Annotated in this window: 13 protein-coding genes; all 13 read left to right on the top strand. The window is 32.5% G+C overall.

The features are described from left to right. Positions 1–34: 34 nt before the first annotated feature. The 13 genes from DFR80_RS03450 to DFR80_RS03400 all read left to right on the top strand — a co-directional run bounded on the left by DFR80_RS03450 (position 35) and on the right by DFR80_RS03400 (position 13,896). Positions 35–1,750, top strand: a complete 1,716-nt coding sequence (locus DFR80_RS03450; protein ID WP_114489216.1) for a sensor histidine kinase — start codon at positions 35–37, stop codon at positions 1,748–1,750. 53 nt (positions 1,751–1,803) lie between these two features. Then, on the top strand, positions 1,804–2,397 hold the full coding sequence (locus DFR80_RS03445; protein WP_108138766.1) for a YesL family protein: 594 nt from the start codon (positions 1,804–1,806) through the stop codon (positions 2,395–2,397). 207 nt (positions 2,398–2,604) lie between these two features. Then, positions 2,605–3,570 carry an acetylxylan esterase gene (locus tag DFR80_RS03440; RefSeq protein ID WP_114489215.1) on the top strand — a complete coding sequence of 322 codons (966 nt, stop codon included), beginning with the start codon at positions 2,605–2,607 and terminating at the stop codon, positions 3,568–3,570. 37 nt (positions 3,571–3,607) lie between these two features. Further along, positions 3,608–5,365, top strand: a complete 1,758-nt coding sequence (locus tag DFR80_RS03435; protein WP_114489214.1) for an ABC transporter ATP-binding protein — start codon at positions 3,608–3,610, stop codon at positions 5,363–5,365. Then, entirely contained in the window at positions 5,366–7,144 is a 1,779-nt protein-coding gene (locus DFR80_RS03430) for an ABC transporter ATP-binding protein (protein ID WP_114489213.1), read from the top strand. 144 nt (positions 7,145–7,288) lie between these two features. Further along, positions 7,289–7,414, top strand: coding sequence for a hypothetical protein (locus DFR80_RS15435; RefSeq protein WP_255417006.1), 126 nt, complete (start codon positions 7,289–7,291; stop codon positions 7,412–7,414). A 212-nt stretch (positions 7,415–7,626) separates the two neighbouring features. After that, positions 7,627–8,610, top strand: a complete 984-nt coding sequence (locus DFR80_RS03425) for an aldo/keto reductase (RefSeq protein WP_114489212.1) — start codon at positions 7,627–7,629, stop codon at positions 8,608–8,610. A 214-nt stretch (positions 8,611–8,824) separates the two neighbouring features. Next, complete coding sequence (locus DFR80_RS03420; protein ID WP_114489211.1) at positions 8,825–9,880, top strand: hypothetical protein; 1,056 nt, start codon at positions 8,825–8,827, stop codon at positions 9,878–9,880. A 149-nt stretch (positions 9,881–10,029) separates the two neighbouring features. Continuing rightward, a complete protein-coding gene (locus DFR80_RS15430; RefSeq protein ID WP_255417005.1) occupies positions 10,030–10,158 on the top strand; it encodes a hypothetical protein in 129 nt (42 codons plus the stop codon). A gap of 414 nt (positions 10,159–10,572) precedes the next feature. Beyond that, positions 10,573–11,274, top strand: coding sequence for a purine-nucleoside phosphorylase (gene deoD, locus DFR80_RS03415; protein WP_114489210.1), 702 nt, complete (start codon positions 10,573–10,575; stop codon positions 11,272–11,274). Between the two features lie 193 nt (positions 11,275–11,467). After that, positions 11,468–12,097 carry a hemolysin III family protein gene (locus DFR80_RS03410; protein ID WP_076545913.1) on the top strand — a complete coding sequence of 210 codons (630 nt, stop codon included), beginning with the start codon at positions 11,468–11,470 and terminating at the stop codon, positions 12,095–12,097. Between the two features lie 22 nt (positions 12,098–12,119). Then, the gene (locus DFR80_RS03405) at positions 12,120–12,428 is read left to right on the top strand and encodes a PTS lactose/cellobiose transporter subunit IIA (protein WP_076545912.1); all 309 of its coding nucleotides are present in this window, start codon (positions 12,120–12,122) and stop codon (positions 12,426–12,428) included. A gap of 145 nt (positions 12,429–12,573) precedes the next feature. Beyond that, positions 12,574–13,896: a pyruvate carboxylase subunit B gene (locus DFR80_RS03400; RefSeq protein WP_114489209.1), complete on the top strand. Its 1,323-nt coding sequence runs from the start codon at positions 12,574–12,576 to the stop codon at positions 13,894–13,896. Positions 13,897–14,036 lie beyond the last annotated feature (140 nt).

The following is a 14,036-nucleotide window of genomic DNA, read 5'->3' as shown; positions in this document are numbered from 1 at the left end:
ATTGAGAAAGGAGGTGAAAAATATTATAAAACAAATGACTTTAAAGAGAAAAATATTTAGCTTGATTGCTGTAGCTGTTTTCTTCATCATATCTTTTCAAACAGTAAGTTATTTGAGTATCCAAAATGTGATAGAAAATAGAGCCAAAGATTATTCTCAATCCACAATCTTTCAAACTAAAACAGCTGTCGAACAGACTTTAGATAAAGTGGAAAATAGAACACAAAAATTTGCTTATAATACTTATCTAATTGATTTTTTAAAAGCAGACACTATTGAAGAAAAAATTAAGGTTCATCCATATGTAGAAAATGTTATAAATAATCTTTTGGAAAACAATACCGAATTTAGAGCTGCTGCTTTAGTAAAAGAAAATAACTGGAGAAATTTTTATGGAGATTTAGATTATTTTATTTACCAAAAAGTTGTCAATGATTTAGGGGAGAAATTTAATAATTTGACAAGAGGCCAGTTTGAGATTATAGAACATAAAGGGGAAATTATTCATTTTTATTTATACCCAATTTTTGATTTACATAGCAGTTCAAATGAAAATAATAAACTGGGAACTGCTGTTATTAGAATTGACTCTAATAATATTAATAAAAGCATTAGAGATATTTCTGCTAATCAATATACGACTTTTTTTATTGCAGATGAAAATGATAGATTTATTACTTCCAGTTTAAAAAGTAATTTAATTGATAATAGTAAAGCTTTTGAAAACTATAATCGGAATTCAGAATATATTGTTCAAAATGAAAGAATAAAATTTGCTAACTGGAGAATCTATGGCTTTACTTCTCGTAATAAAGTTGCGGAAGATTTAAAGCAATTTCCATTGATGATTATTTTTAGTAGTCTAACCTTTGTTATTTTACTTCTAGGGATTGGTTTTATCCTTAACCAAAATATAACTAAACCCGTTATTAAAATTGCTAAAAGTATGGATCTAATTGGAGAAAATAAAGCTAATCAAAGAATAAATTTAGATATCAATGGAGAATTAGGAATTATTGTAGAAGATGCTAATAATATGCTAAAAAAAATTGAAAACTTAAAAAAACATGAAATTGAAATGCAAACACAAATTTATGAAACAAAAATTTCTAGGCATAAAGCTGAATTATCTGCTCTGCAAAGTCAGATTAACCCCCATTTTTTATATAACACTTTAGAATGCATGCGTAGTATAGGTGCGGTTTATGAAAGTCAAGAAATAATGAATATTTCAACTGCTATGGCTGATATTTTTAGATACAGTATTAAATCAAATAGATTTGTCAAAGTAAAAGAAGAAATTGAAATTATAGAAAGTTATTTAAGAATAATGAAGCTCAGATTTCCTGAAAGAATTGACTACGAAATAGATATCAAAAAACAGATAAAAAATAAGAAAATAATAAAAATGTTATTACAACCAATTGTCGAAAATGCTTTTTATCACGGGCTTGAATCTAAAACTGATGGTGGTAAAATTGTGATTAAAGCAGAAATTAAAGATAAAAATATTATATTCTTAATTTCAGACAATGGTAAAGGTATTAAGGAAGAAAAATTAAATTTATTAAATGATAGTTTAAATAGAGTTTTAAAAATTGAAATTGAAGACTTTAAAAAACATGGGATTGGAATTTTAAATATTAATAAAAGAATAAAACTTAATTATGGAGAAGAATATGGTTTAAAATTAGATAGTAAAATTGATCAAGGAACAGAAGTAGAAATTATTATTCCTGTAGAGAAATAAAGATCTAAAAAAAGCATTAAAGAGATAAAATGAATTTATAGAGGTGAGAGAAAATGGGCATATTTAATATTAATGGTCCAATTTATAAAATATCAAAAATTATCTATAATTTATTAGTTTTAAATATTTTTTGGTTTGTTTTTTCAATTGCAATAATAACAATAGGGCCTGCAACTATAGCCTTGTTTTTTGTAAGCGGAAAAATAATAAGGGGAGAGAGCTATAAATTAGTCAGTGATTTTTGGAAAAGTTTTAAAATGAATTTTAAGCAGGGAATTATTATTTTCTCTGTATTTGCGTTAGCTTTTTATTTGATTTTAGTAAATATTAGAAGTGTAAATATGCTTTCATTAAATAGATTTTTACTTCCAGTGCAATATTTTATTTTATTTGAACTTATGGCTGGAAGTATTATTATTTACCCGCTTTTAGCGAGATATCATCTAAGTATTCTAAGAAGCTTTAAAATGGCTTTTTTTATTGCAAATAGGCATTTAGTTACAACAATTTTATGTCTTGGTGTTTTACCGGCTTTATATTATTTAATATACTGGAAGCCAATTTTCTTGTTTTTTATAATGGGAATTTATGTGTTTTGGATTAACTTTCTTTTAAAAGATATATTTAATCGATATCATAATAGATAAATTCTAGTAAATAACAGGTCAATCTTGGACCTGTTATTTATTGTTTTTAAAAAAATTAAATTAATTTTAAAATAGACTTGCAACTTTAATTTTAAAGTGATAACTTAAGAGATAAGAATTAATTTAATAATTAAATAAAGTAAATAAAAATTTTGAAGAAATATTTAGTAGTTATTAAATCATTTTAACAATTGTTAAAAAGGAGAGATGCAGATGCTTTTCGAAATGTCATTAAAAGAAATGAAGGAATATAAAGGTTCCAGTCCAAAAGCTGATGATTTTGATCAGTACTGGGACAGGGCTCTGGCGGAAATGAAGTCAGTTGATCCAGAAATTGAAATTAATGCTTCAGCTTTTCAGACTGAATTTGCTGAGTGTTATGATCTATACTTTACCGGGGTTGATGATGCCCGGATCCATGTTAAATACATAAAACCAAAAAATATTAAAACAAAACAGCCAGCAGTAATCGAATTTCACGGTTATGGCTGTAAAATTGAAGACTGGTCAGATAAGCTGCAGTTTGCTGCTCGCGGTTATTCTTACTTTGGGATGGACTGCCGAGGTCAGAATGCAGGTTATTCTGAAGACCGTGGGGGAGTTAAAGGAAATACCCGTAATGGTCATATTATTAGAGGGCTGGCAGATGATGCTGAAAAACTTTATTATCGTAATGTCTTTTTAGATACTGCTCAGCTGGCTGGAATTGTGATGGAAATGGATAATATTGCTGAAGATCGAGTTGGAGTCTTTGGTTATTCTCAGGGAGGTGCTCTAACAGTTGCCTGTGCGGCATTGGAACCACGAATCAAAAAGGCAGCTCCAGTTTATCCATTTTTAAGTGATTACAGGCGGGTAAGTCAGCTTGATATTGATGCCAGTGCCTATGCTGAAATCAAAGATTTCTTTAGAAAATATGATCCCTTACACAATAAAGAAAAAGAAATTTACAGAAAACTATCTTATATAGACATCCAAAATCTGGCTGCTAGGATAAAAGCTGAAGTTTTAATGACTACTGCAGTTGCAGATCCGGTTTGTCCACCTTCAACTCAATTTGCTGTTTATAATAAAATAACATCAAAAAAAGAGATGTTAATTTATCCTGATTATGGACATGAAGATCTGCCGGGCTTAAGAGACAGACACTACAGATTTTTTAATGACTTATAAATAAAAACAAGCTTTAATCTGTTAGGAGAGATAAAGAATGGCTGAATTAAAAAAACTCTGGAATTATGTGCGCAATTATAAATTGTACCTTATTGTCGGTTTAATATTTATAATTTTTAATGTGCTGCTTTCAATGATTCCAGGTTATCTAAACAGAAGAATAATCGATGATGTAATTACCGCTGGAAAAATGGAACTTCTTTTTGGCTTTTTAGTTGCTTATATCATCGCCAATTTACTGAGAGCGACAGTGATTATGGTCCACCGCTATTACACGGAAAGTCTTTCTCAAAATATACTGAGAGATTTAAAACAGGATCTTTATGATCACCTGCAGAAACTTTCATTTAATTTTTTCAATCATAATCGAACTGGAGAATTAATGTCCCGGATGACCGGTGATATGGAAGCAGTTAGAATGCTATTTGCAGAGGGAATGTTTCATTTTGTCAGATCTATTTTTTATATAGTTTTTGTAATGGCTGTTTTGATTCCCGAAAGTCTAAAACTATCTCTTGTTTCACTGGCTTTAAGTCCTTTGATTGGATTTTTTGCTTACCGTCTGGGAGTAAGGATCAAGCCGGTTTTCAGACAGGTTAGGCGCCAGTACTCTGATCTGAACTCAACTGTACAGGAAAATATATCGGGGATTAGAATTGTTAAAGCCTTTCATCAGCAGTGTTATGAGATGGAAAAATTTGATGAAGAAAATAATGATTATTTTACTAAAAATTATAATGCCGCCAAAATCTGGTCAAAATATTTTCCGATAATGGAATTTTTGGGCGGAATGAGTACAGTTCTGCTTTTATTTTATGGTGGACGGCTGGTAATTCAGGGAGAAATCACTCTCGGGGTCTGGATGCAGTTTAACTCCTACCTCTGGATGTTAATTATGCCGATGCGGATGATCGGACATATTGTTAATATGTTTTCCCGGACCAGTGCATCTGCTGAGAGAATTTTTAATGTTTTAGAAACTGAGCCGGAAATCAAGAATAAAGAGAATGCAATTACTGTTGACCGACTGCAGGGAGAGGTTGAATTTAAGAATGTATCCTTAAGCTATGATGAAGAAGATATCTTAAAAAATATTTCTTTTCACGCTTCCCCTGGCGAAACTGTTGCAATTATGGGAGCAACCGGAAGTGGAAAATCATCTCTGATTAACTTAATTCCCCGCTATTATGAAGCAACAGAGGGAGAAGTTTTAATTGATGGAGTTGATAACAGGGATTATGATCTGCAGAATTTGAGATCACAGGTTTCTATTGTAATGCAGGATGTATTTTTATTTTCAGAGTCGATTGCCAATAACATCTCCTATGGACAGCCAGGGCTTGACCTGGAAAAAATTAAAAGGGCTGCCTCAATCAGCAGTGCCAGAGAATTTATTGAAGAGATGGAAGGCGGATTTGAAGAAGTCATCGGAGAAAGAGGAATGGGTCTTTCAGGTGGTCAGAAACAGAGAGTTTCACTGGCCAGAGCAATTGTGGAAGAAAGCCCGATTCTGATTTTAGATGATGCTACTTCCGCAGTCGACATGGAGACTGAACATCAGATTCAGCAGGCGCTGGAGGGGATGGAGCAGCGGAGCACCTTATTTTTAATTGCTCACCGAATCTCTTCAGTTAGAAATGCGGATCAGATATTAATCTTAGATCATGGAGAAATTATTGAACAAGGAACTCACGAAGAATTAATTAATAATAAGGGTCACTATTATACGATGTTTAAGGAGCAGTACAAAGAAGTAATTGACGAAGAAGAAATCGAGGAAAGGTGGGTGAATTAAATGGCCTACAATCGTTATTTCGAAGATGAGGAAATGGAAAATCTTGATCCCAATAATATAAAAAGGGTTCTTGCTTATTTAAAACCATATAAATTTAAGGTTGCATTTTCACTATTTTTAATGGCCATGGCCGCCTTTGCAGATCTTTTAGGGCCTTATTTAACTAAAGTTGCAATTGATAATTACATTACTGCCGGTGATTTCCGGGGGTTGACAATGATTAGTCTGCTTTTTATGGGGCTGCTGGCAGTAAATGGCTTTGCTGTTAGGTTCCGGGTTTTAATTATGAGTAAGGTTGGACATAAGGTTGTGCGCAATATCAGGCAGGATCTTTTCCAGCATATTCAAAAACTGTCTTTTAGTTATTTTGATTCTATTCCTGCCGGTAAAATTATTGTGCGGGTGATGAATAATGTCAATTCACTGCAGAATCTACTGGAAAACGGTTTAATTAATATCATTACTGATACATTTCGCTTTCTGGCAATTTTAGTTATCATGCTTAATCTGGATCTGCGTTTAACTCTGATTTCAATTACTGTAATGCCACTCTTGATTTTTATAATCTTTTTACTGAAAAAGAAGATTAGAGTTGGCTGGCGCAGGGTACAGAAAAAACGCTCCAACATGAATGCTTATATCCATGAGAGCCTGACTGGAATGCAGATTACCCAGGCCTTTGTTAGAGAAGAAAAGAACAGTAATATTTTTAAAGACCTTCAGGATGATTATGTAAGCAACTGGATGAAGACAGTTATGATGTCTCACGGAATTTTCCCGGTCGTACTTTTAATTAATACCACCAGTGTTATTATCATGTATTTAGTTGGTATTAGAGATTTAAATGCCGGTCTGGTTACCATTGGTACTCTGATAGCGCTGCTCCAGTATATCTGGCGTTTATGGCAGCCGATTATTAATATCAGCAACTTTTACAATCAGGTTTTAGTTGCTAACTCAGCAGCTGAAAGAATTTTTGATGTGCTGGACACTGAGCCGGAGATAGTCGATCTATCGGGAGCAGAAGAAATGCCGGAAATTGAAGGTAAGGTTGAGTTTAAAGATGTCAGCTTTAGTTATGAAGAAGATGGAGAAACTGTTTTAAAAGATATGAACTTTGAGGTTCAGCCTGGAGAAACCATCGCCTTTGTGGGAGCAACTGGAGCCGGTAAAAGTACAATCATTAATTTAATGACCCGCTTTTATGATATTGATCAGGGAAGTATTTTAATAGATGATATTGATATTCAAGGAGTAAAAGTAGCTTCTTTAAGAAAACAGATTGGAGTCATGATGCAGGACACCTTTATTTTCTCCGGCTCAATTGCGGATAATATTCGTTATGGAAATCTTGAAGCAACCCGAGAAGATATAGAAGAGGCTGCCAGGATGGTATATGCTGATGGTTTTATTAGAGAAATGGAAAATGGCTATGATACTGAAGTCAATGAGCGCGGATCCCGACTTTCTGTTGGTCAGCGGCAGCTGATCTCATTTGCCAGAACAATTCTCTCAGATCCAAAGATTCTGATTCTGGATGAGGCTACTTCAAGTATCGATACTCAGACGGAAATCTTAATTCAAAAGGCAACTCAGGCAGTATTAAAAGGAAGAACATCATTTGTAATTGCTCACCGCCTCTCAACAATCCGCAATGCTGATCGAATAATGGTCCTTGAGGATGGAGAAATTATTGAGACAGGCAGTCACGAAGAATTAATGGCCCGAAAAGGACACTACCATGATCTCTACATGGCTCAATATAACCGGGTAATTTAATTATTCCTGTAAAACAAAATACAATTTAAGAGAAATCAGTAATTATTCTTGACAGTCAAAAATATATCTGTATAATAACATTATAAGAATTATAAGAAAATCACTAATAATTAATAACAAGCTAATAAGAAAGGGTGATTGATAATGTTTAAAAGAGTAATCAGATTTTTTGACGAGGTAAGTTCTGAGGGGCAGAGAATAGAAAATAACCTCAGAGAGGTCAAAGAACAATACCGCAATGAAAACACCAGCAGCTATATGCAGTTTTAGGAAATAAGTTTATAATGAATACAGCAGTTAAATATAGTAATTTTAATCAGACTTAAGGAACACTTCCTTTTAGATAAAGGGGTGTTCTTTTTTTGTTTTTCAGTACATTTAATTCTTTAAATATAGGGGAATAAATGGTATAATAAATTCAGATAATTTAGAAGTTAAAATAACTTTTTTCAATTAGATTAAATTTCAAGGAGGTAGTATTAATGAAGTATAGAAAATTAGGAAAAACAGGTTATGAAGTTTCAGAAGTTTCTTTTGGTGGCTGGGCAATCGGTGGTACCTGGGGAGATGTAGAAGATGAGCAGTCACTGGCCGCCCTAAGAGAGGCTGTGGATCAGGGGATAAACTTTTTTGACACAGCAGATGTTTACGGAGATGGCCGCAGTGAGCGTCTAATGGCTAAATTAAGAGAAGAAACTGATGAGGAGATACATATAGCTACCAAGGCAGGTAGAAGATTAGATCCGCACACCGCTGAAGGCTATAATAAGGAAAACTTAAATAAATTTGTGGACCGCAGCCTTAAAAATCTGGATGTAGAGACTATAGATCTGCTGCAGCTTCACTGTCCACCAACTGAAGTTTATGATCAGGAAGAGGTATTTGAGGCCTTAGAAGAGATGGTTGAGGCCGGTAAAATTAAAAATTATGGTGTCAGCGTAGAAAAGGTAGAAGAGGCGATGAAAGCTTTAGAATACGAAAATGTTGCCACAGTACAGATTATCTTTAATATGTTCAGACACAAACCTGCGGATGAATTTTTTGCTAAGGCAAAGGAAAAAGGGGTAGGAATTATCTGTAGAGTACCGCTTGCAAGTGGTCTTTTAACCGGTAGATTCTCTAAGGATTCAACTTTTGCTGAAAATGATCACCGCAACTTTAACCGTGATGGAGAGGCCTTTGACAAGGGAGAAACCTTCTCCGGGGTAGATTTTGAGCTCGGCTTAAAGGCTGTTGATGAACTGGAAAAAATTAAACCAGAAGGTTTAACTATGGCCCAGTTTGCTCTCAAGTGGATTTTAATGCATGATGCAGTTAGCTGTGTAATTCCTGGTGGTAAAAAGCCATGGCAGGTAAAAGATAATGCAGCAGCTTCTGAAGCTGACGATCTCTCCGATGAAGTAATGGAAAGAGTAGATGAAATTTATGACGAGTATATCAGAGATAGTGTTCACCACCTCTGGTAAAAAAATTGATAAAATAAATGAAGAGTAATTAATAGAGTCTCAATAGCAGCTGATAGTTTTCAGTGCTGTTGAGGCTCTTTTTTTGTTTATTTAAAATTAAAATACGACATTTTTATATATTTTTTGACAACTTTAGTGATTTTTTTAATAAATAGTGGTATAATAAGTTATAATTTTTATTTTTCTAAATATTTTAGTAGGGGGTATAGAGATAATGATGAAAAGAAAAATTTGGGGACTGGTATTCGTAGTGCTGGCAGTAATGATTATATTAAGTGGCTGTGAGAGTGGCAGTAGTGGAGATAGTGCCGATGTTGTATATAATTTTGCCGGTAGTGTAGGTAAGGGAGATTTTATTAATGTGGAAGTTAATATGTCAGATAAATATTTAAATTATGCAGTTAAACCTTTATATGATCCAGAAGATGTTTCAGAAGGGACTTATTATTTTGAAGATAATGGTGGAAATTTTTATTCAATGAATGAAGATAAAGACCATTTTTTTATGATTAATAATGAAATTTTAATTGCAACTGATAGTAGTGGACAGGGAGGAGAACAAATAATTACTGCATTGTCTGAAACAAAATCAGATTATGGATCAGAAATTCAAAAAACTTATAATATTATTACCTCATTAGAAGGAAACTGGGGTACAGTCGATATACAGTCAGATAAAGTTTTTGTAGAACTTTATGATGGAAGTGAAAAAGGTGATACGGGCTCTGAAAATCTTGAAATGAATTACAGTTTTGATGATTCTGTAGGAGCGCTTAAGCTAGTAGAGGATACAGATCAGTTTATGCATTATGGCGTTTTTTTGGATGATAAAATTGCTGTTTTTGATTCTTACTGGATAGATATTGATGCAGGAGCATCTGAATGGTCTGGTGATGGAATGTCTATCTTGGTAGAACAAAATAATACTCAAAATCTATTTGAGCTTTCCGGCGACTATAAATTTATTGATGTTGATGGTGAAATTGGAAATATTATAATATCTGCTGATTCTGAAACATCTATGAGCTTAACCATAAAAGTAACAGAAGGCGAATTCAATGATAATAACATAACTGAAATAGAGAATGAGTCTGGTTTGTATACTTTTAGATCAGATATTGGTGGAGGAGATCATGAGGATTGGTCAATGATGTTAGTACCTGATAAAGATAAAAAAATATTAATTTTAGGAACTAAAGATCCCAATGTTTTAGGGGCAGGGAATCCTGGTGATGAGGATGGTGGAATATTCATCGGTATCGAGCAATAATTTACGTAAAAGTCTGTAAATTTAGACTTTAATAAAACCCTTGACAGGAGATTTAAAAGCTGTATAATGTAATTAAGATAAGAAAAATATAAGTAAATCACTTATAATTAATTAACAACAATAAGACTATAAGAAAGGGTGATTTGATAATGTTGAATTCTTTATTCACATTCATTAAAGCAAGTAATAGTGAGGGTAGAAGAATCGAGAGCAATATTCGCACAGTTAAAGAAAAGCAGCTCAGACATGATTCTTGTGCTCAATTGAATCAGTATTAAAATTGTTTCATTAATAGCAAATAATTTTTTTAATAAAAGTTAAGTCAATCAGATTATAACTAATATAACTTTATAAGAAAGGATGATTGCATATGTTTAATAACATGTTCAAATTTATGAAAGAGGCTCAACTTGAGTCGAATGAGAATCAAGCAAAGCTGAATGCATTTAAAAACTTAGGTAACTATTAAAAATTTATAAGAGCCGATTAGGCTAAAACATTAACTTAAAGTAAAAACAATAACTAAAACTAAAACTAATAAGCAAATAATTATATAACCCTTAAATATATAATGATAATTAAAACCACCCTTCCCCGGGGTGGTTTTTCGAATTTTAGTGTAGTTTTTGTCATTTTAAGCTAAATATATTATAATAATAGGTAGAATTGAAAATATATAGGAGGTAATATTTATGAGTGTACACATTGGAGCAAAAAAAGGAGAAATTGCAGAGACTATTCTGCTTCCAGGAGATCCGTTAAGGGCTAAATTTATTGCAGAAAATTATTTAGAAGATGTAAAACAATATAATAATGTTAGAGGAATGTATGGATTTACCGGAACATATAAAGGTAAAAAAGTTTCTACCCAGGGAACCGGGATGGGAATGCCCTCACTTTCAATTTATGTTAATGAATTAATTCGGGATTACGGAGTAAAAAATTTAATTAGAGTTGGCTCCTGTGGTTCATTTAATGAAGAAGCTAAAGTAAGAGATGTAATATTAACCAAAGCAGCTTGTAGTAATTCTAACCTAAATAAGATGCGCTTTGATGGTAAGGATTTTGCAGCGGCAGCAAGCTTCAAACTTTTATCCCGAGCTTATCAAGTAGCAGAAGAAAAGGGTACAGAAGTTAAAGTGGGTACCATTTTAAGTTCAGATGCTTTTTATAATGATGATAGTGAAGCCTGGAAAAAGTGGAAAGAATATGGAGTTTTAGGTGTAGAAATGGAATCAGCTGAACTATTTACACTGGCAGCTAAGTATGGTGTAGATGCATTAAGTATTTTAACTGTAAGTGATTCTTTGGTAACTGGCGAAGAAACTACTTCCGAAGAAAGAGAAAAGACTTTTACAGATATGATGGAGATAGCACTTGAATTAGCTGAATAAATTAATAAAAATATCAATTATAAATCTGTAATCTAAATTTTAAGTCCAGATATTTATCTGGACTTTTAGTTTTTTTTTAAAACAATTAATGTTATAATAAAATCAGAAAAGATGGAGATTGTAATCAACTTAGCTGAAAATATATTCTTGAGTGTTACAATCAACTTAAAGTAGATAGAATGGAGGTTTTATAATGAGAAGAGACGAACAGGTTTCTTTTTATTCTCATTTTGTTGGTTTTATTTTAGCATTAGTTGGACTGGTATTTTTAATTTTTAGGGCATTAGAAAGTCCTGATAAAATAATAGTTGCGGCGGTTTATGGTGCATCGGTCGCTTTTTTATTTCTGGCAAGCTCTTTATATCACGCCTTTAAAAAGAAGGATGATGAACAGTCAATCTGGCGTAAATTAGATCATTTTGCTATTTTTGTAATGATTGCTGGATCTTATACTCCGGTTGCTTATCTTTACTTAGAAGGCTGGCTTAAATGGACAATTATCGCCGTTCAGTGGGGATTGGTTTTAGGTGGATTTTTCCTAAAGTTTATGTATTTTAAAACTCCCAGAATTCTTTATACAATAGTTTATCTCTTAATGGGCTGGGTTGGTATTTTTGCTTTTCATCAGTTATTTATGACAATGCCTACTGCAAATCTTGTTCTGATGTTTGCGGGGGGTTTATCTTTTACAGCTGGAGCTGTATTTTATATATTAAAAAAACCAGAGCTTAGTCCTAATTTTGGTTTCCATGAAATTTTTCATTTTTTTATCTTAGCAGGTGGTATACTTCACTATCTGATGGTTTTTATAGCTCTGGGTTAATAGTTGATCAAGGAGGATATTGATGGAACTGGAAGAAAGTTTAATTGAGATTATTTCTTTAAGTGGAGAAGTTAAAAAAGAATTTTTAAAGGCAGTTAAGTATGCAAAAAATAACGAGTTTGCAAAGGCAGATGATATTTATAATCAGGCTGATGATAAACTTATTAAAGCTCATCTTAAGCAAACAGAGTTAATAAAAAAAGAAGCAGGTGGGGAAAAGATAGAAAGTAGTCTTTTACTTACTCATGCTCAGGATCATTTGATGACTGCTATTATGCTTAAAGATATGACAAGAGAATTTATGGATTTATATCAAAAAATTGAAGAATAATAATTTTTAGTTCTCCACTATCTATTAATAAATTTTCAGATAGTCTGGAGAACTTTTTTATTAATTTTTAAATAAAATCAGGTCCTATTTGACCAATAGTCGAAAAAAATGTAAAATAGAATAAATAAAAAGGTTAGGTGATAATATGACAATTAAATTTACAGAAACTGTTTTAAGAGACGGACAGCAGTCTTTAATTGCAACACGTTTAAAAATAGAAGATATTTTACCAATTTTAGAAGATCTGGACCGGGCAGGTTATTATGCTTTAGAGGTTTGGGGAGGAGCAACTTTTGACAGCTGTATGCGTTTTCTGGAAGAAGATCCCTGGGAAAGACTGAGAAAGATTAAAAGTGTTGTTAAAAATACAAAGCTTCAGATGCTGTTAAGAGGTCAGAATATACTGGGATATAAACATTATCCAGATGATGTATTAGAGCGCTTTATTAAAAAATCAGTAGAAAATGGGATTGATATTATTAGAATTTTTGATGCTCTCAATGATATTCGTAATATGGAAAAAGCAATCGAATTTACCAAAAAATATGGAGCTGAAGCACAGGGATCAATTGTCTATACAACAGGTCCAATTCATAATCTTAATACTTTTGTCAAAAAAGCCCAAACACTGGCCAAAACCGGAATTGATTCTTTATGTATCAAGGATATGGCAGGACTTTTAACTCCAGAGAAGGCTTATGATTTAGTAAAAATGCTCAAATCAAAACTGGATATTCCTATTGAACTACACAGCCATAACACTGCTGGTTTTGCTTTTATGACTTATTTAAAGGCTGTTGAAGCTGGAATTGATATTATTGATACTGCAATTTCTCCTTTTAGTTCAGGAACTTCACAGCCAACAACCGAAACAATGGCAGCAGCTATATCTGATTCTGAGTATAGTCATCAGTTAGATTTTTCAATTTTAGAAAACATAGGAGATTATTTTAGAGAAATAAGAAATAATTATCAGGAATATCTTGGCTCTTTTGAGGTTGATCCCAGAGTTATAGTAAATCAGATACCAGGTGGAATGCTTTCAAATTTAAGAAACCAGTTGAGAGAACAAAATCAGCTTGATAAATATAATGAAATTTTGGCAGAAATTCCATCTGTTAGAGAAGACCTTGGATTTCCTCCTCTTGTAACCCCGACTAGTCAGATTGTTGGTACTCAGGCAGTCTTTAATGTTGTTACAGGTAAAAGATATAATTTTGTTTCAAATGAGTTCAAAAATTATTTGCGTGGAATGTATGGCAATCCTCCAGGAGAAATAAACCCTGACTTAATTGAAAACATAATAGATAAAAATGAAGTTATAACAAATCGTCCTGCTGATAATCTGGAGCCAGTATATAATGAAGCTGCAGCAGAAATAAAAAATATTAGCACCAGGGAAGAAGATATCCTTTCATATATTCTTTTTCCAGAAGTAGCGGAAAGATTTTTAAAAGAAAAGAGATAAAAATATATGTTTATTAGCTTATTAGTTATATATTTTAGTTTGAATTTTATTGAAAACAGGAAGGTAAATAAATCGTTTTCGCGAATGTATTAAATAGAGGTAATTTAAGACCTTAATTATTAAAATTTGTGGAAGGAGAA

The organism is Halanaerobium sp. ST460_2HS_T2 (genome assembly GCF_003337665.1).
Taxonomy (GTDB): domain Bacteria; phylum Bacillota; class Halanaerobiia; order Halanaerobiales; family Halanaerobiaceae; genus Halanaerobium; species Halanaerobium kushneri.
The sequence above is the reverse complement of the archived record's forward strand: the minus strand, read 5'-3'. Positions and strand labels throughout refer to the sequence as shown.

Bases quoted from the DNA above. Each gene is read 5' to 3' on its own strand.
- DFR80_RS03405 (WP_076545912.1), top strand. From the start codon at position 12,120: ATGGAACTGGAAGAAAGTTTAATTGAGATTATTTCTTTAAGTGGAGAA.
- DFR80_RS15435 (WP_255417006.1), top strand. From the start codon at position 7,289: ATGTTTAAAAGAGTAATCAGATTTTTTGACGAGGTAAGTTCTGAGGGG.
- DFR80_RS03425 (WP_114489212.1), top strand. From the start codon at position 7,627: ATGAAGTATAGAAAATTAGGAAAAACAGGTTATGAAGTTTCAGAAGTT.
- DFR80_RS03435 (WP_114489214.1), top strand. From the start codon at position 3,608: ATGGCTGAATTAAAAAAACTCTGGAATTATGTGCGCAATTATAAATTG.
- DFR80_RS03420 (WP_114489211.1), top strand. From the start codon at position 8,825: ATGATGAAAAGAAAAATTTGGGGACTGGTATTCGTAGTGCTGGCAGTA.
- DFR80_RS03430 (WP_114489213.1), top strand. From the start codon at position 5,366: ATGGCCTACAATCGTTATTTCGAAGATGAGGAAATGGAAAATCTTGAT.
- DFR80_RS03445 (WP_108138766.1), top strand. From the start codon at position 1,804: ATGGGCATATTTAATATTAATGGTCCAATTTATAAAATATCAAAAATT.
- DFR80_RS03400 (WP_114489209.1), top strand. From the start codon at position 12,574: ATGACAATTAAATTTACAGAAACTGTTTTAAGAGACGGACAGCAGTCT.
- DFR80_RS03450 (WP_114489216.1), top strand. From the start codon at position 35: ATGACTTTAAAGAGAAAAATATTTAGCTTGATTGCTGTAGCTGTTTTC.
- DFR80_RS03440 (WP_114489215.1), top strand. From the start codon at position 2,605: ATGCAGATGCTTTTCGAAATGTCATTAAAAGAAATGAAGGAATATAAA.
- DFR80_RS03410 (WP_076545913.1), top strand. From the start codon at position 11,468: ATGAGAAGAGACGAACAGGTTTCTTTTTATTCTCATTTTGTTGGTTTT.
- DFR80_RS15430 (WP_255417005.1), top strand. From the start codon at position 10,030: ATGTTGAATTCTTTATTCACATTCATTAAAGCAAGTAATAGTGAGGGT.
- deoD (WP_114489210.1), top strand. From the start codon at position 10,573: ATGAGTGTACACATTGGAGCAAAAAAAGGAGAAATTGCAGAGACTATT.